Source organism: Modestobacter sp. VKM Ac-2985, from assembly GCF_026967925.1.
Taxonomy (GTDB): Bacteria; Actinomycetota; Actinomycetes; order Mycobacteriales; family Geodermatophilaceae; genus Modestobacter.
The window spans coordinates 317,722-335,869 of sequence record NZ_JAPVBI010000001.1; the positions used below are offsets into that span (position 1 = coordinate 317,722).

Sequence of the window (18,148 nt, forward strand, 5' to 3'; positions counted from 1 at the left end):
CCCCCTCGCTGGAAGGACCGTCATGAGCACCGCCCCCTCCGCCGACCGCGAGGTCGTCTCGCCCGACACCTGCACGCACCTCACCGGGCACGACCACGTCGCCTCGCTGAGCGCCGCGCTGGGCGGCCTCACCGAGCAGGTCGAGACGCTGGACCGCTGGGGCCGGCTGCTCGCCGACGTGCTGACCGGGCCGTCCCGCGGCCGGCTGCTGGCCGCCGGGAACGGCGGCAGCGCGGCGCAGGCGCAGCACCTCACCGCCGAGCTGGTGGGCCGCTACCGCGCCGACCGCCCGCCGTTCTCCGCGATCTGCCTGACCGCCGAGACCTCCTCGCTGACGGCGATCGCCAACGACTACCCGGCCGACGAGCTGTTCGCCCGGCAGGTCGAGGCGCACGGCCGGGACGGCGACGTGCTGGTGCTGCTGTCGACCAGCGGCCGCAGCCCCAACGCGGTCGCCGCCGCCCGCCGGGCCCGCGAGTGCGGGATCACCGTGCTGGCGATGACCGGGCCGGCGCCCAACCCGCTGGCTGCCGCCGCCGACGAGACCGTGGCCATCGACTCGCCGTGGACGGCGACCGTGCAGGAGTGCCACCTCGTCGCGCTGCACCTGCTGTGCGCCGCGTTCGACGCCGCCGTGCTCGCCGACTCGCCCCGGATCTCCACCCGCAACCACGTCGAGGTGGTCTCGTGACCCGCGCGGTCTCCCGGCCGATCGTGGTGGTCGGCGACGCCCTGCTGGACGTCGACCTGGTCGGCACGGCGTCCCGGCTGACCCCGGACGCCCCGGTGCCGGTGGTCGAGGACGTCGAGACCCGCGAACGCCCGGGCGGGGCCGCGCTGGCCGCGGTGCTGGCCGCCCGGTCCGCCGGCGACCGGGAGGTCGTGCTGGTGACCCCGCTCGCCGACGACGAGGGCGCCGCCCGGCTGCGGGCCCTGCTCGACAGCCGGGTCCGGCTGATCGAGATCCCGGCCGGCAGCCCCACCGCCGTCAAGCAGCGGATCCGGGTCGGTGACCACTCCGTCGCCCGGCTGGACAGCGGGGGAGCGAGCTCGACCTTCGGCGCGCTGCCGGCCGCCGCCGCGACGGCGATCGGGGACGCCGCCGCCGTGCTGGTCGCCGACTACGGCCGCGGGACGACGTCGGCCCCCGACGTGCGGGCCGCGCTCTCCGCCGCCTCCGGCCCGGTCGTCTGGGACCCGCACCCCCGCGGCGCGGACCCGGTGCCCTCGGCCCGGTTGGTCACCCCCAACGGTGCCGAGGCCACCCGGGTGGCCGGCCTGGACGTGACCGGCGAGGGGCTCGCCGCGGTCGGCGCCCGGGCGGAGGCGCTCATCGCACGGTGGGGGGTCGGCGCCGTCGCGATCACCCTCGGCGCCCGCGGTGCCCTGCTCTCCTACGGCGAGGGCGCGCCGATGGTCGTCCCCGCCACCCCGGTCACCGGCGGTGACCCGTGCGGCGCCGGTGACGCCTTCGCCGCCGCGGTCACCGTGGCGCTGGCCGATGGCGCGGTCACCGGCGAGGCGGTCACCGCTGCGGTCGCCGCGGCCGGGGCGTTCGTCGCCCGTGGTGGGGCCACCGCCTGGGACGCGGTGCCCGTCGCTGCGGTGCCCGACGCCGACGTGTCGGGCCCGGCGCCCCGGCTGGCCGCGGTGCTGGACCGGGTGCGCGCGACCGGCGGCACCGTCGTGGCCACCGGGGGCTGCTTCGACCTGCTGCACGCCGGGCACGTCGCCACCCTGCAGGCCGCCCGCGGGCTCGGTGACTGCCTGGTGGTCTGCATCAACTCCGACGACTCGGTGCGCCGGCTCAAGGGCCCGACCCGCCCGCTGGTCAGCGCCCCCGACCGGGCGCGGGTGCTCGAGGCGCTGGAGTTCGTGGACGCCGTCGTCGTCTTCGACGAGGACACCCCGGCGCAGGTGCTCGAGCAGGTGCGCCCGGACGTCTGGGCCAAGGGCGGGGACTACGCCGGCGCGGACCTCCCGGAGGCCGCCGTGCTGCAGACGTGGGGCGGGCAGGCCGTCGTCCTGCCCTACCTGGACGGCCACTCGACCACCGCCCTGGTCGAGCGCTCCCGCGTCTGGTGACCGACCCCGTCACCCACCAAGATGGCCATCTTGGTGGTGGGGAGGACGGCCGGGAGACGGCAGTCGTGCTGCGGCCGCTGGGGCTGGGGGACCTGCTGACCGGGGTGCCGGCGATCCGCGGCATCCGGGCCGCGGTGCCCGACCACCGGCTGGTGCTGGCCACCACCCGGGCGCTGGCGCCGCTGGCCGCGCTGATCGACGCCGTCGACGAGGTGCTGCCCGCCGTCGAGCTCGAGCCGCTGGACTGGACCGGCCCGCCGCCGGAGCTCGCCGTCGACCTGCACGGCAAGGGCCCGGCCTCGCACGTCGTGGTGGCCGGCCTGCGCCCGCAGCGGCTGCTCACCTTCGACAGCCCCGGCTACCCCGGGCCGACCTGGTACGCCGATGAGCACGAGGTGCGCCGCTGGTGCCGGCTGGTCTCCGAGGGGCTGGGCGTCGACTGCGACCCGGACGCCCTGGACCTCGCCGTCCCGGACGTCGAGCCGCCGGTGCGGGACGTCGCGGTCGTGCACCCGGGGGCGGCATTCCCGGGCCGGCGCTGGCCTTCGGAGCGGTTCGCCGCCGTGGCCCGGCACCTGGCCGCGGCCGGGCTGCCGGTCGCGATCACCGGCGGCCCGGCCGAGCGGGAGCTGGCCCTCGCCGTGGCCGCCCAGGCCGGGCTGGGCCCGGAGTCCGTGCTGGCCGGCCGGACGACGTCCCTGGAGCTGGCCGCCGTGGTCGCCGCCGCCCGGGTGGTGGTCTGCGGCGACACCGGGGTGGCCCACCTGGCGACCGCCTACCGCCGTCCGTCCGTGGTGCTCTTCGGCCCGGTGTCACCGGCGCGGTGGGGGCCACCGCCCCGCGCGCAGCACGTCGTCTGCTGGCACGGCGACGGCACCGGCGACCCCTGGGGGACGACGCTGGACCCCGCCCTCGCCCGGGTCTCCGTCGCCGAGGTCACCGCAGCGCTCGACGACCTCCTCGCCCGCACCTGACCCCTGGCCCCTCGGCCGGGTGGCGGCAGCGGGGTCCTTCCTCAGCCGCGGCGGCGGATGGCGTCGAACAGCACGCTCTGCAGGTCCTCGGGGTCCAGGGCCTGGTAGGCCGCACCACCGGTCGCCTCGCCGATCTGCTCGAGTGAGTCCAGGTCGGCGTCGGGGCCGAGTGCGATCCCGATGACCTTCACCGGGCGCTCCGGGTCGGCTTCCGCGCGCAGGGTGTCCAGCAGGGCGGGCAGCTCGATGGCCGCGCCGTCGTCGTCGTCGGTCCCGTCGGTGATCAGCACGACGCTGTTCACCGAGTTCGGGTCGTAGGCATCGCGCGCGGCGCGGACCGCGGCCAGTGTCGTGTCGTACAGCCCCGTGCCGCCGGGGGCGAGCAGGTTGGGCAGGGTGTCGAGCTGCTCGTCGACCAGTGCGCGGTGCGTCTGGCCACCGACGTCGGCCCCGAGGGCGCGCAGCGGGGCCAGCTCGACCCAGTCGCGCTCGCCGTCGAGCTGGTAGGCGAAGCCCCAGACGCCGCCGGAGTAGGAGTCCGGCAGCAGCGTGAGCGCGCTCTTGGTCGCGTCCCGGGCGAGGGTGGCGCGGGTGCCGTCGCCGGCCGGGGCGTTCATCGAGGTGGAGACGTCGATGACGGTGAGCAGCCGGGAGGGGGTGGCCAGGCTGGACAGCCGGCCGAGCAGGGCCTGCACCGCAGCGGCGTCCAGCGCCAGCGGCTCCGGCGCCTCCGCCTGCACGCCGGTGTCGGGTCCGGCCCCCTCGGGGGCGGTGCCGGCGGCGTCGCGGAAGCCGGCTGCCCGGGCCTGCTCGCCGGCCGAGGCGGCGGTCAGCGCGTCGACCACCGCGTCCACGGCCGCGGAGTCCTGCTCGGCGGTGGGCAGCCGCAGCACCGGGTAGTCCAGGGACGGGGAGCCCTCGGTCGGGTAGATCGCCACGAGGGAGTCCGAGCCGGCGGCGAGGTTGGCGGCCAGCACCTCCTGCTCGCTGACCGGCACCAGCGGTGCGTCGGCGCCGTTCTCGGTCCCGGTGGCCAGCGCGTCGGCGACGCTGGGCACGTCGCCCCGACCGGCGGCCAGCACGGCCTCGACGACGGCGTTGTCCGCGTCCTCCCCGCCGCCGAGCGACTGCCGGACGGCGGCCAGCACGGACAGCCCCTCGGCGCTGGCGGCCAGGTCGGGCACGGCCAGCGGACGGCCGGTGGTCAGGGCCTCGCCCCAGCTGGGCGCGCTGCCGGTCCAGCCCAGCTCGTCGGCGGCGGCCCGGCTGGTGGCGAGCACCAGCGGTGAGGTGGCCAGCGACCCGGCCACCTCGAGGTCGGCGCTGCTGGCGCGGGCGGCCCACAGCGAGGAGTCGGGCACCCACACCTGGGGCAGCGAGTCGGCGCCGAGGGAGCCCAGGGCGGCCAGCGTCTGCAGTGGCTCGGTCGCCTCGACGTCGGCCACGGCGCACGCGTCGCCGCCGAGCGGCAGCGGCTCGGCCAGCAGCTCCCGGACCAGGGTGTCCAGCTCCGGGGCCACGGTCACCCGGACCGTCTCGGGCTCGTCGCAACCGGCGGCCTCCGCCGTCCCGGCGTCCGGGTCGGTGGCCCACCAGGCGACGCCGGCGATCAGGGCCAGGGCGACCACGACCGCGAGCCCGGCGAGCAGGGCTGGTCGGCTGGCCGTCCCGGAACGGGCGGGAGTACGGGCGTGCCGCCCCATCTGGGTTCTCCGTCGTGTCTGGTTCCGTGCGGTTGCCCTGCGCTGTCCGCGGGGCGGCGCGGAGCATCGCGTCGTCTCGGCACTCTACCCAGTTCTGGGCGACAGACGGTCGGCGATCATGCCCACCGCGCTCGGCCGATCACCCTCCGTCGCGGGGGCGGCAGGGCCGCCCAGCGCGTTGCCGAGGCGCCGCGCTGGGCGGCGGACCACGCCACCGTGCACCGCAGCCTCCTGGTGTCGGACGACCGACAGGCCGCCGGCCTCCCGTGAGGGAGACCGGCGGCCTGTCGGTCAGCCACTGCTGCGGGGTCCCGCGCCGAACCTGCGAGGCATGGGGGCAGCGGTGTCCTCCGTCAGTCGATGACCGACTCCTCGTTCGGGATGCCGTTCTCCGGGACCTCGGCCATCTCGCCGTCGAAGGGCTCGATCTCGGCGTCGCCTATGTCGGTCAGCTGCACCGGGACGACCTCCTCGGTGGTGTCACCGGTGACCCGGCTGATCGACATGCCGGAGGTGCCCATGTGGCTGTCCTCGGAGTAGCGGAACGGTGCGAGCACCGGGCCCTCCCAGTCGCCGCCGGCGATCTCGATGGCCTCGACCAGGCCGTCGCGCGTCGGGTTCTGACCGGCCGCCTGGAGGGCCTGCACCGTGGTGTAGGCCTGCGACATGCCGTAGATCCGGTAGTTGGTCAGCTCGCCGTCGCCGCCGCACTCGTCCCAGATGCGCTGGAACTCCTGCACCCACGGGTTGTCCGGCTCGTCGACCGTCGGCAGGTAGTCGGTGGTCAGCGCGCCGTCGAGCAGGCTGGCGTCGCTCACCTGGCCCTGCGAGAAGTTGTTCAGCAGGCTGCCGACCAGCGTCGGGTCCGACCCCACGTTGGAGTAGAACCACTGCGGGTCGTAGCCCAGCTGCAGCGCGGTCAGCTGCGACAGGGCGGTGTAGCTGGGCACGTTGAACCCGACGACGAAGTCGGCCCCGGCGGCCTGCAGGGCGGCGATCTGCGGGCCGACGTTGGTGTTGCCCGGGGTGTAGCGCTCGGCGGCCACGATCTGGTCGTCGATGTACTCGCGGATGCCCGCCTCGCCGTCCTCGCCGAAGTCGTCGTCCTGGAGGAAGAGCCCGACCTGCGCGTCCGGGAAGTTCTCGGCGATGTAGTCACCGATGATCTTCCCCTCGCTCTCGTAGTCGGTCTGCCAGCCGAAGGTGTACGGGTTGGTCTCCGGGTCATCGCCCCACAGCAGCGAGCCGGAGGAGACGAACAGGTCGGGCACGCCCTCGCTGTTCAGGAAGTCCAGGACGGCGCTGTGCGTCGGGGTGCCGAGGCCGCCGACGATGGCGAAGACCTCGTCCTCGAGGACCAGCTGGTTGACCACCTGGCTGGTGTTGGTCGGGTTGTAGGCGTCGTCCCGGTAGATGTACTCGATGGTCCGGCCGTTCACCCCGCCCTCGTTGTTGAGGCAGTCGAAGTAGGCCTGCGCGCCGGTCGGGATCTCGCTGTAGCCGGGCGCGGCCACCCCGGTGAGGGGGAAGTGGGCGCCGAGCTTGATCGAGTCCTCGGTGATGCCGATGTCGGAGGCCTCGTTGGCGCTGGCGTCGCCACCGCCACCGCCGCCGTCCCCGCCGCCGTCATCGCTCCCGCCACAGGCGGCGAGGGTGGAGGCGGCGGTGGCTGCGGCGATGACGGTCATGAGGCGTCGAGAGGATCTGGACAACGGTTCTCCTCTGGTGCTGTCCGGGCTTCGTTGCCCGGGAGTGTGTGGGGGGTCGTGGGGCCGGGAGCGGCGGTCCGGTCTGGTCGCCCTCACCCCCTGCTCGGCTGGGCGGCCGCCCGCTTCGCCCGGCGGGTGAGCCAGCGCATGCGGAGGGTGCCGACGAAGCCGGCGGGGGCGAAGATCATCGCGACGATGAGCACCACGCCGTAGACGAAGGGAGCCAGCTGGGCGGCCTCGGTGTTGTCCAGGCCCCAGCCGGCACCCAGGTCGGTGACGAACGGCGGCAGGAAGACCAGCAGCGCCGAGCCGAGCAGGGCGCCGAGCAGGCTGCCCAGCCCGCCGATCACGATCGCCGTGAGCAGGGACAGGGAGAGGACCAGCGTGAAGCCGCTGGGGGCGGCCAGCCGGACGACGAGCGCCAGCACGCCACCGGCCAGCCCGGCGGCGGCCGCGCTCACCACGAAGGCGAGCACCCGCCACGCGCCGAGGTTGATCCCGGCGAGCTCGGCGGCGACCTCCTGGTCACGCACCGCGCGCCAGGTGCGGCCGATCCGGCTGCGGATCAGGTTGGCCAGCAGGAAGTAGGTGATCAGCAGGCAGATGGCGCCCAGGTAGGCCAGCCACTTCGTGTTGGTCGCCGAGTTGCCCGAGACGGCGCTGATGAAGGAGTCGAACGCCTCCGGGGCCCGGGGGGCCCGCACCCGCATGCCCTGCTCGCCGCCGAGGACGTCGTGGAAGTAGATCGCCAGGCCGGGCAGGCCGACGGCGAGGGCGAGCGTGGCGCCGGCGAGGTAGGGGCCGTGCAGCCGGGCGGCGGCCACCCCGACCAGGGCGCCGACGGCGGTGGCCGTCACGATCGCGGCCAGCAGGATCAGCGGCAGCGGGAGCGGCTCGTCGGCGGAGAGGAACAGCGCGGTGGTGTACGCGCCCACCGCCATGAGGGCGCCGTGGCCCAGCGAGATCTGGCCGTTCATCCCGGTCAGCACGGTCAACCCACCGGCTGCGATGGCGTAGTAGGTCAGCGTGGCCAGCTGGGAGTTGGTGAACGGGTCGGTGATCTCCAGCAGCACCACCGCGCCGACGGCCGCGAGCAGCAGCACCAGCAGGTGCCGCAGCAGCGTCGAGGAGGGGAGCAGGCTGCGCCGCGGGGTGGCGGTGGGCTGGTCGGCTCCGGCGGTCGCCGCGGTGGGGGCCTCCTCGGCGGCCTTGCCGCCGGTCCTGGTGCCCTCGGCGGTCGTGTTCGTGGGGCTCTGCAGGTCGCTCATCGTCATGCCCTCCGGGCCGTGCTGCTGGCGAACAGGCCACCGGGCCGCACGAGCAGCACGACCATCAGGATGACCAGGGCGGCGACGTTGACCAGGGCGCTGCCCCGCTCGACGTAGCCGCTGACGTAGCTGAGGGCCAGGCCCAGGATCAGCCCGCCGACGATCGCGCCGATGGGGGAGTCCAGGCCACCGAGCACGGCGGCGACGAAGCCGAAGACGATCAGGCTGTCCATGTAGGCGGGGTAGACGAACTCCCCACCGGCGATGAGCAGCCCGGCCAGTGAGCCGACGACGGCCGCGAGCGCCCACCCCAGGGTGAGCATCCGGCCGACCCGGACGCCGAGCAGCCGGGCGACCTCCTGGCCGAACGCCGAGGCGCGCATGGCCAGGCCGATCCGGGTGAACCGGAACAGCACCACCAGCAGCGCCATGGTGACCAGCACCGCGGCGATCACCCAGACGCTGTTCGGGGTGAGCGCGATCCGGTTGTCACCGACCTGGAAGCCCTCCAGGCCGAACGGGGTCGGGAAGGACTGGAACGCCGACCCGAAGACGATCGCGATCGCGGCCTGGATGGCGACGAAGAGGCCCAGGGTCACGATCACCGCGTTGAGCTCCGGCCCACCCTCGACGCGCCGGATGACGACCCGCTCCACGATGGCCCCCAGCAGCAGCCCGGAGAGCAGGGCGACGATCAGCGCCACCCAGTAGGACTGCCCGGCCTGGATCAGCGCGAGGGCGATGAAGGTCGTCGCCGCCGCCATCGAGCCCTGCGCGAAGTTCACGATCCGGGTGGACCGCCAGATCAGCACCAGGGCGAGGGCGAAGGCCGAGTAGACCATTCCCTCGGTCAGCCCGGTGAGGGTGACGTTCACGAAGTACTGCACGGAGGAGGTGCCTTCCTGGCGGTGCGGAGGGGACTCGGGGAGAGGTGGGTCAGAAGCCCAGGTAGGCGTGCCGGAGGTCCTCGTCGGCCATCAGCGTGCGGGCGGAGTCGGTGACGACCACCCGGCCGAGGTTGAGGACGACGCCGACGTCGGCCACCGACAGGGCGCTCCGGGCGTTCTGCTCGACCAGCAGGACCGACAGCCCCTCGGTGTCGACGAGCCGGCGGAGCAGGCCGAAGATCTGCGCCACGATCCGGGGGGCCAGGCCCAGCGACGGCTCGTCGAGCAGCAGGATCCGCGGCTGGGCCAGCAGTGCCCGCCCGATCACGAGCATCTGGCGCTCACCACCGGAGAGGACGTGCGCCGGCTGGTCGCGGCGCTCGGCGATCCGGGGGAACAGGTCGTAGATGCGGTCGTACTCGCTCTTCTCCACCTTGCCGCGGAACAGCGCGCCGACCCGCAGGTTCTCGTGCACCGTGAGCTCGGCGATGACGCCGCGCCCCTCGGGCACGTGGGCCATGCCGCGGCCGACCATCGACTCGACGGAGGCGGTGGTGATGTCCTCCCCGTCGAGGGTGACCCGGCCCGAGGAGGCCCGGACCAGCCCGCTGACGGTGCGCAGCAGGGTGGTCTTGCCGGCGCCGTTGGCCCCGAGGACGGCGGTGATCCGGCCGGCGTCCGCGGTCAACGAGACCCCGTCCAGCGCCCGGACCGCCCCGTAGGAGGAGGTGAGGTCCTCGATCTGGAGCAGGGCGGGAGCGGTGGCGGTGCCTCCCGCGGTCGCGACCGCGGTGCTGCCATGCGGGCGGGTGTCAGCCATGGTGGCGCCCTCCGTCGGTGGGGGTCGTGCCGGCCGCGTCCTCCTCGGCGGTCACCTCGTCGCCGAGGTAGGCCTCGGTGACGGCCGGGTCGGCCTGCACCTCGGCCGGCGTGCCGGCGGCGATCTGCCGCCCGGAGTCCAGGACGGTGATCCGGTCGCAGACCCGCATGACCAGGTCCATGTGGTGCTCCACCAGGAGCACGCTCATCCGGCCGGCGAGCGTGCGGATGAGCTCGCCGAGCTCGTGCATCTCGTCCTCGGCCAGACCGCTGGCGGGCTCGTCGAGCAGCAGCAGGTCCGGTGCGGAGACCAGGGCCCGGGCCAGCGCGACCCGCTTCTGCACCGGGTAGGGGAGCCCCCCGGGGTAGCGGCCGGCGTGCTGCTGGGCGCCCAGGTCGCTCAGCGCGGTCATGGCCCGGGCACGCAGCTCCCGCTCGTCACGGTCCGAGCGCGGCAGGGCGAGCAGCGCGGAGCCGAAGCCGGCGCGGGCGTGCCGGTGGGCGCCGATCATCACGTTCTCCAGCACGGTCATGCCGGGGAAGAGGCCCACGCCCTGCAGGGTGCGGGCGATGCCCAGGCCGGCCAGCTGGTGCGGCTTCAACCGGCGGAGTGGCCGGCCGCGCCAGGTCATCTCACCGGCCGTGGGGCGCACGATCCCGCACGCGACGTTGAACAGCGTCGTCTTGCCCGCGCCGTTCGGGCCGATCAGCCCGTGCACCTGACCGGGCTCGACCACCAGCGAGACCTCGGAGAGGGCGACCACGCCGCCGAAGGCGACGGTGATCCCGGTCATCTCCAGGCTGGCTGAGGGGGCGCGGTCGGTGTCCGGGGCAGCGGTGCGGTCGATCGCGGTGCTGCCTGCAGACGGGGTCGGCTGCGCCAACGGGCCCACGGCTCCTTTGCCTCGGGTGCCCCGTCCGCCGGGCATGGCGCGGCGAACGAGTGCCGGATGATCCGACCACCCGAGCGTGCGGTGCGGTGAGTGCCGTCACAATGGGCGGGGAGCACAGTGATCACTCCGGTTGCTTGTGCAGTGTGCCGTGTGTCACAGAGGGGGGCGAGGTGCAACCGTTCCGGCCCGAGGTCTCCGCCCGGCTGGCCCAGCTCGCCCCGCCGCTGCTGGGCCAGCTCGACGAGATGACCTCCCGGATGATCAGCATCCTGGAGCGCACCGAGGGTGCGTACACCGAGCAGGGGCCCGTCGTCCGGGCCGAGCTGTTCGAGTCCGGCCGGACGAACCTCGAGCGGGCGGTGCGCACCCTGATGGGCGACGCCGACGACGGCGGCCGCGGTGCGCTGGCCGCGGCCCGCGAGGTCGGCCGTCGCCGGGCGATCCAGGGGGTGCCGCTGGAGACGGTGCTGCGCGCCTACCGGCTGGGCGGGCAGGTCACCTGGGAGGCGTTGCGGGCGACGGCCCGGGCCGCCGAGGCGCCCGGCGACAGCGACGTCCTGCTCGAGGTGGCCGGGTCGGTCTGGCACGTCAACGACGTGCAGTGTGCCGCGCTGGCCGAGGCCTACCGGACCGAGGAGCGCCGGCTGGCCGGCATCGACGACCAGGCCCGGCAGCAGGTGCTGGACGGGCTGCTGGGTGGCCGCGGAGGTGACCCGGTGTTCGTCCGGACGGCCTCGGAGCTGCTGGCCCTGCCGCTGGACGGCCGGCTGGTGTGTGCCGTCGCGCCCCCGGACGAGTCGGGGGGGCCGAACCTCGCCGACCCCGGCGCCCGGCTGCTGAAGCGGGGGGTGCGGTCGGTGTGGGGCTGGCGCTCCGGTGCCCAGGTCGGGGTCGTCGCGCTGGGCACCCGTCAGGTCGGCGACGTGGTGACCTGGCTGGCGGAGCTCGCCGCCGGCCCGGTGGGCGTCTCGGCCGTGGTGGACGGCGCCTCGGCGGTCGCCTCCGCCTGGCGGCTGGCGGACACCGCGGCCCGCACGCTGCCCCCGGGCCAGCCGCGGGTGGTCACGATCGACGACCGGTTGCCCGAGGCGCTGCTGAGCAGCTCGCCGGAGATCACCCGCCGGCTCGTGGAGCAGTCGCTGGGCCGGCTGCTCGACCTGCCCCCCGATGAACGTGACGTGCTGCTGGACACCCTGACCGCGGTGCTGGCCTCCGACGGGTCACCGACCCGGGCCGCCGACCAGCTGTACTGCCACCGCAACACGGTCATGCACCGGCTGCGCCGGATCGAGCAGGTCACCGGCCGCTCGGTGGCCGACCCCCGGTCCCGGCTGCTCTGGCAGCTGGCCCTGCTGGGGGCCGACCACCACCGCTGAGCGCCGCTACTGGAGGTAGTTCTCGACCTGCGGTTCCGGGCGCGGCTGGGCCTCGTCGGGGTCCTCGCCGTACTGCCGCTTGGCGTCCCGCTGGCGCAGGAGGTCCCACAGCTGGTCGCGGTCCTCCTCGATCTGCCGCAGGCGGGCGCGCTGCTCGTCGGTGTGCTCGCTGGCGTTGCGGAGCGTGTGCTCCTCCTCGACCAGCGCCTCGATCCTGCTGCGGATGTCCTTGTCGCCCATGGCGGTCACCTTGCCCGGTCCGGGCGTCTCCCACGCGTGCGGATCACGCCCGATCCGGCACCCAGCCCTCGACGAACGCCGCCAGCCGCCGGGTGACCGCGCCCCCGGCCCGGCCCAGCGCGAGCAGCGCGGCCCGCTCCAGCGGGACCCGGACCGTCCGGCGGCCGGCGTCGGCGACCCGCACCGCGTGCCCGTCGGTGACCAGCTCGGGCCAGGGACGGTCCAGCTGGGCCCGGACCCGGTCCAGCGCCGCCGTCGCCGGCCCGGCGTTGCCGGTCACCAGCGCGGTCACGAACGCCGGGTCGCTGCCGATCACCCGGGTGGCGTCCCGGAAGCTGCCGGCCGCCAGGGAGAGGGCGAGCGGCCCGGCCTGCCCGGCGGCGGCGGCCACCGCCGCGGCCAGCAGGTGCGGGACGGCGCTGATCGCCGCGACCGCGTCGTCGTGCTCGGCCGCGGTCACCGGGACCACCTCGGCACCGACGGCCATCGCGATCTCGGCGACCCGCAGCCAGCGCCGCAGGTCGGTGTCCGCCTCCAGGCACAGCGCCCACCGGGCGCCGGTGAACAGCGTGGGGTCGACGGCGGTCGGCCCGGAGCGCTCGGTGCCGCACATCGGGTGCCCGCCGACGTACCGGTCCCCGTGGACGGCACCCAGCTCGGCCAGCACCGGGACCTTCACCGAACCGAGGTCGGTGACCGTCGCCCCCGGGTCGATCCGCAGCCCGGCCAGTGCCGTGCCCATCGCCGGGAGCGGGACGGCGAGCACGACCACGCCGGTCAGCTCCCGGCGGATCTCCACGCCGGTGTCCTCCGCCGCCTGCCGGGCGGCCGGGTCGACGTCCCAGCCGGAGACCGGCCGGCCGGCCGCGACCAGCGCCGCCGCCAGCGAACCGCCCAGCTGCCCGAGGCCGATCACCGAGACCGGCGGCGCGGGCATCGTCGGGACCGGGAAGGAGCCGGTCACGGTGCCTCCTCCCCACCGGTCGCCGGGCCGGTCTCCCACGGGGTGCCCAGCCGGAACACCCGGGCCAGGGCGGTGGCGACCGGGCGCCCGTCCGCGGTGGCCGCGTCGATCCGGTAGACGGCGGTGCGGCCGGTCCGGTGCAGCTCGACCCCCTCGGCGACCACGTGGTCGCCGGACCGGCCGGGGGAGAGGAACTCGGTGTGGACGTCCTGGGCGACGGCGATCGTGCCGTGGCTGTTGCTCACCGCGGCGTGCACCACGTCCAGCAGTGCCATCGTCGCGCCGCCGTGCGCGGTGCCGACCGCGTTGAGCAGGCTCGGGCCCACGGTCATCGACGCCCGTGCGTAGCCGGGTCGGACCTCCTCCAGCTCGATGCCCAGGTGGGCGGCGAGCGGATCGGCGGCGAGGGCGGCGAAGAGCGCCGGGGCGACGGCGGGGACCTCGACCGGCGCGCTGTCGTCGGAGAGGGCGTCGGCCATGATCTACAGGCTATGGCCCCTCCCTCCGACTCCGGCACCTCGCTGCAGGAGAGCTTCGCCGTCCGGGTCAGCTCGGCCGCCGGCCGCTGGCAGTGCGAGCTCCTCGCCGCCGATGCCGACGACGAGCTGCCGGCCCTGGAACGAGCCCTCGGTGACCCGGGCGCCCCCGGCTGGCCGGGCCCGTTCGTCCTCGTCGTCGACAGCCGGCTCTACTTCGTCGTGCTCCGGCACGGGCCGGGCGGCATGGTCCGGGCGCTGATCTCCGACGCGACCTTCCAGGAGCACCTGCTCGCGGCCGAGGTGGTGGAGCGCTACGGCATCCCGGTCGAGACCGGCACCACGATCGACGACGCCTTCGACGCCGACGAGCAGGGCCGGCCCGGCGGCGACCTCGACGTCCTGGCCGACGCCGGGCTCCCGGCCGAGGAGCTGAGCCGGCTGCTGGACTCCGACGACCTGTGGGCCGACGAGGTGGTGCTGGCGATCGCCGAACGGCTGGGCTTCGCCGACGAGCTCACGGCGGTCGCGGCGCCGTGAACCACGTCGGTGCTGTCGTCTTCGACCTGGGTGGCGTGCTCACCGAGAGCCCGCTGACCGCCTTCGCCGCCTACGAGCAGGAGGCGGAGCTGCCCGCCGGGTTCATCGTCGGCCTCAACAGCACCGACCCGGACACCAACGCCTGGGCCCGCTACGAGCGCCGGGAGCTCGACGAGCCGGGGTTCCGGCGGGCCTTCGAGGCCGAGGCCGCCGCCGCCGGGCACCCGCTGGACGCCGGCCGGGTGCTCGCCGCCCTGGCGGGGGAGCTGCGCCCGGCGATGGTGAGGGCGGTGCGACGGCTGCGGACGGCGGGGCTGCCCCTGGCGTTGCTGTCGAACAACGTCGCGCCGATGCAGCGCACCGGCCGGCTGGGCGAGCTGCTGGAGCTGTTCGACGCCGTCGTCGAGTCCTCGGTCGAGGGGGTGCGCAAGCCCGAGCCGGCCATCTACCCGCTCGCGGTACAGCGCCTGTCGCAGGCGGTCGGCCGGGAGCTCGCGCCGTCCGACTGCGCCTACCTGGACGACCTCGGCATCAACCTGAAGCCGGCCCGGGCGCTGGGGATGCACACGATCAAGGTCGTCGACCCCGCCGCCGCGCTCGCCGAGCTGTCGGCGCTCACCGGCCTGGACCTGGCATGACCTCCCGGCGCAGTCGTGCTCTGGCTGTACCGGTGCACCAGAGCACGACTCTCGGCGAGGCATCCCTGTCCGCCCGTCCGTGGGCGGGCCGGCGGTGACCGACGACGAGGCGATGCTGCGGGCGCTGGAGCTCGCGGCCGCCGCGCAGGAGTGGGGGGACACGCCGATCGGCGCCGTCGTCCTCGGTCCCGACGGGACGGTGCTGGCCGAGGCGGCCAACGAGCGGGAGAAGCAGGGCGACCCGACCGCACACGCCGAGGTGCTGGCCCTGCGCGCCGCCGCGGCGGTGCACGGTGACGGCTGGCGGCTGACCGGGGCGAGCCTGGTGGTCACGCTGGAGCCCTGCACCATGTGCGCCGGTGCGAGCGTGCTGGCCCGGGTGGCGCGGGTGGTCTACGGCGCCGACGACCCGAAGGCGGGGGCGGCCGGTTCGTTGTGGGACGTCGTCCGGGACCGGCGGCTCAACCACCGCCCCGAGGTCACCGGCGGCGTCCGCGCCGAAGAGTCCGGCGCGTTGCTACGTGCGTTCTTCCGCTCGAAGCGGGGCCTGTAGTCTGTCCGACGGTGGCGTGTCCGAGCGGCCGAAGGAGCACGCCTCGAAAGCGTGTGAGGTGCAAGCCTCCGTGGGTTCAAATCCCACCGCCACCGCATCGAGACGGCGGCGTCCGGTCCACCTGGACCGGGCGCCGCCGTCGTCGTGTCAGCAGGTCGTCTTGCCGTACTCGTCCACGGCGCTGCCGGCCTCGACGAGCTCGGTCTGCAGCGCCTGGAGCTGCGGGGCGAGGTCCGCGTTGGCCGCCCGGTCGGTGACGTCGACCTGGTTCATCAGGTCGCGCATCGAGGTCCAGGCGGCGACCAGGCGCTCCCACTGCGGGGTCACCCCGGCCGGCGGCTCGACCGTTGCGAGCCGGTCGACGGCCTCGGCGACCTGCTGTGGCGCCTGCTCCGGGGTCGTGGTGGCGCCCTGCAGGTCCGTGGTGATGTCGGTGAGCAGGCCCGGCACCTCGGTGCAGAAGGTCTCCTGCGCGTCCGTGTCCGCCGAGCCCGCGGTGGTGGCGGGAGCCGTCGACGAGGCGCTCGAGGACGGCGCGCTGGGGGTGGACGCGGCGGTGGTCGCCGACCCGTCCGACGAGCACCCGCTCAGCAGCGCCGGGACGACGAGCAACGGCAGGAGGGCGGCGGGGAGTCGGGAGGTGCGCATGGCCGCACGGTAATGACGCGCTGCCCTCAGACCGGGACGTCGTAGTCGATGAGCAGCCGGCCGTCGTCCCCGCGGACCAGGGTGACCTGGTGCTGTTCGGCGCTGACGGTGCCGTTGCGCTCGGTGAAGGTCACCGGCACCGAGGCGACGAGCGACCCGTCCTGCGCCGACACCGGGCCCCGGCTGACGCTCTGGAAGCGGTCCCAGAAGGCGAGGTAGGCCGCCCGGCTGCCGATCTCCGCGCGCAGCCGGGGCCCGGTGCGCTCCCAGGCCGCCCCGGCGTCGCCGGGCAGCAGCGCGTAGTAGCTGGTGACCGCCTGCACGACCTCGGCCGCGGAGCCCGGTGCCGGACCCGCGGGCGTCGGCGTCGGCGTGAGGGTCGGGGCCGCGGTGGGCGCCGTCGGCGGCGGGGTCACCGACGGGGTCGGGACGGCGGAGGTCGGCGCCGGCGTCTCCGAGGTGACCACCGGCTCCTCCTCGGTCGTCGGCGTCGGCGTCGGCGTCGGGGCGGCGGACGACGGTGCCGGGTCGGCAGACGACGGTGCCGACGGCGAGCTGCCGGCCTCGGCCGCCGGGACCCGGTCGTCGTCGTCCCGGGTTCCGAACCAGACCGCACCCAGCGTGCCGGACAGGGCGAGGAACACGATCGCGGCGGCGGCGACCAGCCGGGACCGGCGGCTGCGCCCCGGTCGGGGGGTGGGCGAGGGAGGCCGGCCGGCCGCAGGCGGTGCGCCGGCCGCCGCAGCAGCCGGCGGTGTGGCCCCGGCGTCCTCGGGCCGGTCGGTGTCCGCCGGCTGATCGCCCGTCCCCGGTCGGGCCCGTGCCTCCGGGGACGGTGGTGCGTCGGCCGGGAGCGCCGGCTCGGCGGCGGCCGCCCCGGCGGGGGTCCCGGTGGTGGGGGACCCGGTGGCGGAGCCGGTGGTGGGGGCCCCGGTGGCGGAGCCGGTGGTGGGGGCCCCGGTGGCGGAGCCGGTGGTGGAAGAGTCGGTGGAGGAGTCGGCCGTGGCGGAGCCGGTGGTGGGGGAGTCGGTGCTGGCGGGGGCGTCCGTCGCGCCGGTGGTCGTCGCGCCGGGCACCGCGCGCAGGTCGGCCAGCGTCGGCAGCAGCGGCGTGCGTGCGGCCAGCACCTCGGTGGTGTCGCCGTCCCGGCCGGCGGCCAGCTTCGCCAGCTGGTCGCGCGCCTGGGCCATCGTCGGCCGCTTCGCCGGGTCGTTGGCCAGCATCCGCATCAGCGGCCGGGTGAGCGGCCCGGCGTTCCGCGGCCGGGCCACGTTGCCCCCGGCGACCCGGTGGAGCATCTCCAGCGGGTTCTCCGTCATCCCGAACGGCGGCGTCCCCTCCAGACAGGCGTGGAGCGTGGCGCCGAGGGAGAAGACGTCGCTGGCCTCCCGGGGCTCCTGCCCGCGGGCGACCTCCGGGGCCAGGTAGGCCGGCGTCCCCTTGACCACGCCGGTCTGGGTGAGCGAGACGTCGCCACGAGCCCGCGAGATGCCGAAGTCGGTGATCTTCACCAGGCCGGCGCTGCGCGGGCCCTCACCGATCAGGATGTTGCCCGGCTTCACGTCCCGGTGGACGACGCCGACGGCGTGCGTGGCGACCAGTGCATCGGCGACCTGGGCGCCGATCAGGGCCACCTGCTGCACCGGCAGCGTGCCCCGTTCGGCCAGCACGCTCGCCAGGCTGCGGGAGGGCAGGTGCTCCATGACCAGCCACGGCGTCCCGCCGTCGTCGACCATGTCGTAGACCGCGATGGCGTGCGGATGGGTCAGCCGGGCGGCGATCCGGCCCTCACGCATGGCCGCTTCGCGGTGCCCGGCGGTCGCCTCGGGGTCGCTGCCGAACGGGATGAGCACCTGCTTGACCGCGACCTCGCGGCCCAGCAGCTCGTCCCGGGCCAGCCAGACCGCGCCCATGGCCCCGCCACCGAGCCTGGACTCCAGCAGGTAGCGCCCGGCCACCCGGGCACCCGGCGCCGTCATCCCAGCCCTGCTCGCACGCCGGCCGCGCCGCGGGTCAGGCGGAGACGGGGGCCCCGTACCGGCGCGTGTACTCCGCCTGGGCCCCCTCGGGCAGCGCGTCGTAGAGCTCGCCCAGCTGGTCGACCGAGCTCTGCGGCAGCTCGTCGAACAGCTGACGCCAGCTCGGCGGCTCGTCGTGGCTGCGGGTGAGCAGCAGCTCCCAGGCCCGGGTCTGCCGCTCACGCTGCGCCCGCCCGGCGACCAGGCCGGAGAGGTACTGGTCCTTGGCGGCGTCCTTCTCGGCGCGGGTGGCGTCGGGCGGGAGGTCGCTCGGGTCGGTCTGCTCCAGTGCGGTGACGATCGCCGCGACCACCTCGGGGCGTACCTGCTCAGCGCTGCTCATGTCGGTCCCTCCGG

The 18,148-nt window shown here is 75.4% G+C and carries 19 protein-coding genes and 1 tRNA gene; 8 read left to right on the forward strand and 12 right to left on the reverse strand.

Annotation, left to right across the window (positions count from 1 at the left end; all coding sequences use genetic code 11):
- Positions 1-22: 22 nt before the first annotated feature.
- From O2V61_RS01370 to O2V61_RS01380, 3 genes are read left to right on the forward strand one after another with little or no spacing between them, the layout of a single operon-like run.
- Positions 23-691: a D-sedoheptulose-7-phosphate isomerase gene (locus O2V61_RS01370; RefSeq protein WP_269181549.1), complete on the forward strand. Its 669-nt coding sequence runs from the start codon at positions 23-25 to the stop codon at positions 689-691.
- Entirely contained in the window at positions 688-2,085 is a 1,398-nt protein-coding gene (rfaE2, locus tag O2V61_RS01375) for a D-glycero-beta-D-manno-heptose 1-phosphate adenylyltransferase (protein WP_269181550.1), read from the forward strand. Before O2V61_RS01370 ends, rfaE2 begins: the two co-directional genes overlap by 4 nt.
- Positions 2,082-3,059, forward strand: coding sequence for a glycosyltransferase family 9 protein (locus tag O2V61_RS01380; protein ID WP_269181551.1), 978 nt, complete (start codon positions 2,082-2,084; stop codon positions 3,057-3,059). The genes rfaE2 and O2V61_RS01380 overlap by 4 nt, the downstream gene beginning before the upstream one ends.
- 41 nt (positions 3,060-3,100) lie before the next feature.
- On the opposite strand, the gene O2V61_RS01385 is transcribed toward O2V61_RS01380, so the two are convergent.
- The 6 genes from O2V61_RS01385 to O2V61_RS01410 form a co-directional block, all read right to left on the reverse strand.
- Positions 3,101-4,762, reverse strand: coding sequence for a VWA domain-containing protein (locus O2V61_RS01385; RefSeq protein ID WP_269181552.1), 1,662 nt, complete (start codon positions 4,760-4,762; stop codon positions 3,101-3,103).
- Positions 4,763-5,115: 353 nt separating this feature from the next.
- Positions 5,116-6,450 (reverse strand): ABC transporter substrate-binding protein, encoded by a 1,335-nt coding sequence (locus O2V61_RS01390; RefSeq protein ID WP_269181553.1) that lies wholly within the window; start codon positions 6,448-6,450, stop codon positions 5,116-5,118.
- 113 nt (positions 6,451-6,563) lie between these two features.
- Positions 6,564-7,739, reverse strand: coding sequence for a branched-chain amino acid ABC transporter permease (locus O2V61_RS01395; protein WP_269181554.1), 1,176 nt, complete (start codon positions 7,737-7,739; stop codon positions 6,564-6,566).
- Between the two features lie 2 nt (positions 7,740-7,741).
- Positions 7,742-8,626, reverse strand: coding sequence for a branched-chain amino acid ABC transporter permease (locus O2V61_RS01400; RefSeq protein ID WP_269181555.1), 885 nt, complete (start codon positions 8,624-8,626; stop codon positions 7,742-7,744).
- A 49-nt stretch (positions 8,627-8,675) separates the two neighbouring features.
- A complete protein-coding gene (locus O2V61_RS01405) occupies positions 8,676-9,446 on the reverse strand; it encodes an ABC transporter ATP-binding protein (protein WP_269181556.1) in 771 nt (256 codons plus the stop codon).
- Positions 9,439-10,338: an ABC transporter ATP-binding protein gene (locus tag O2V61_RS01410; protein WP_269181557.1), complete on the reverse strand. Its 900-nt coding sequence runs from the start codon at positions 10,336-10,338 to the stop codon at positions 9,439-9,441. The genes O2V61_RS01405 and O2V61_RS01410 overlap by 8 nt, the downstream gene beginning before the upstream one ends.
- Positions 10,339-10,508: 170 nt before the next feature.
- Here O2V61_RS01410 and O2V61_RS01415 point away from each other — a divergent pair, with 170 nt between their 5' ends.
- Positions 10,509-11,714 carry a PucR family transcriptional regulator gene (locus O2V61_RS01415; protein WP_269181558.1) on the forward strand — a complete coding sequence of 402 codons (1,206 nt, stop codon included), beginning with the start codon at positions 10,509-10,511 and terminating at the stop codon, positions 11,712-11,714.
- Between the two features lie 6 nt (positions 11,715-11,720).
- Here the strand turns inward: O2V61_RS01415 and O2V61_RS01420 are convergent, their stop codons facing one another.
- The 3 genes from O2V61_RS01420 to O2V61_RS01430 are packed head-to-tail and all read right to left on the reverse strand — an operon-like array spanning position 11,721 to position 13,397.
- Positions 11,721-11,954 (reverse strand): DUF2630 family protein, encoded by a 234-nt coding sequence (locus O2V61_RS01420; protein ID WP_269181559.1) that lies wholly within the window; start codon positions 11,952-11,954, stop codon positions 11,721-11,723.
- A gap of 43 nt (positions 11,955-11,997) precedes the next feature.
- Entirely contained in the window at positions 11,998-12,918 is a 921-nt protein-coding gene (locus O2V61_RS01425; RefSeq protein ID WP_269181560.1) for a prephenate dehydrogenase, read from the reverse strand.
- Positions 12,915-13,397, reverse strand: a complete 483-nt coding sequence (locus tag O2V61_RS01430; RefSeq protein ID WP_269181561.1) for a PaaI family thioesterase — start codon at positions 13,395-13,397, stop codon at positions 12,915-12,917. Before O2V61_RS01430 ends, O2V61_RS01425 begins: the two co-directional genes overlap by 4 nt.
- A 12-nt stretch (positions 13,398-13,409) precedes the next feature.
- Between O2V61_RS01430 and O2V61_RS01435 the strand changes: the two genes are divergently transcribed.
- The 4 genes from O2V61_RS01435 to O2V61_RS01450 all read left to right on the forward strand — a co-directional run bounded on the left by O2V61_RS01435 (position 13,410) and on the right by O2V61_RS01450 (position 15,220).
- Positions 13,410-13,934 carry a tRNA adenosine deaminase-associated protein gene (locus tag O2V61_RS01435; protein ID WP_269181562.1) on the forward strand — a complete coding sequence of 175 codons (525 nt, stop codon included), beginning with the start codon at positions 13,410-13,412 and terminating at the stop codon, positions 13,932-13,934.
- Positions 13,931-14,572 (forward strand): HAD-IA family hydrolase, encoded by a 642-nt coding sequence (locus O2V61_RS01440; RefSeq protein ID WP_269181563.1) that lies wholly within the window; start codon positions 13,931-13,933, stop codon positions 14,570-14,572. Before O2V61_RS01435 ends, O2V61_RS01440 begins: the two co-directional genes overlap by 4 nt.
- A 94-nt stretch (positions 14,573-14,666) precedes the next feature.
- The gene (locus O2V61_RS01445) at positions 14,667-15,125 is read left to right on the forward strand and encodes a nucleoside deaminase (protein WP_269181564.1); all 459 of its coding nucleotides are present in this window, start codon (positions 14,667-14,669) and stop codon (positions 15,123-15,125) included.
- 10 nt (positions 15,126-15,135) lie between these two features.
- Positions 15,136-15,220 (forward strand) — tRNA-Ser (locus O2V61_RS01450).
- A 52-nt stretch (positions 15,221-15,272) separates the two neighbouring features.
- Here O2V61_RS01450 and O2V61_RS01455 read toward each other — a convergent pair.
- From O2V61_RS01455 to O2V61_RS01465, 3 genes are read right to left on the reverse strand one after another with little or no spacing between them, the layout of a single operon-like run.
- Entirely contained in the window at positions 15,273-15,773 is a 501-nt protein-coding gene (locus O2V61_RS01455; protein WP_269181565.1) for a hypothetical protein, read from the reverse strand.
- A gap of 26 nt (positions 15,774-15,799) precedes the next feature.
- Positions 15,800-17,752: a serine/threonine-protein kinase gene (locus O2V61_RS01460; RefSeq protein WP_269181566.1), complete on the reverse strand. Its 1,953-nt coding sequence runs from the start codon at positions 17,750-17,752 to the stop codon at positions 15,800-15,802.
- 34 nt (positions 17,753-17,786) lie between these two features.
- Positions 17,787-18,134 carry a hypothetical protein gene (locus O2V61_RS01465; RefSeq protein WP_269181567.1) on the reverse strand — a complete coding sequence of 116 codons (348 nt, stop codon included), beginning with the start codon at positions 18,132-18,134 and terminating at the stop codon, positions 17,787-17,789.
- Positions 18,135-18,148: the final 14 nt, after the last annotated feature.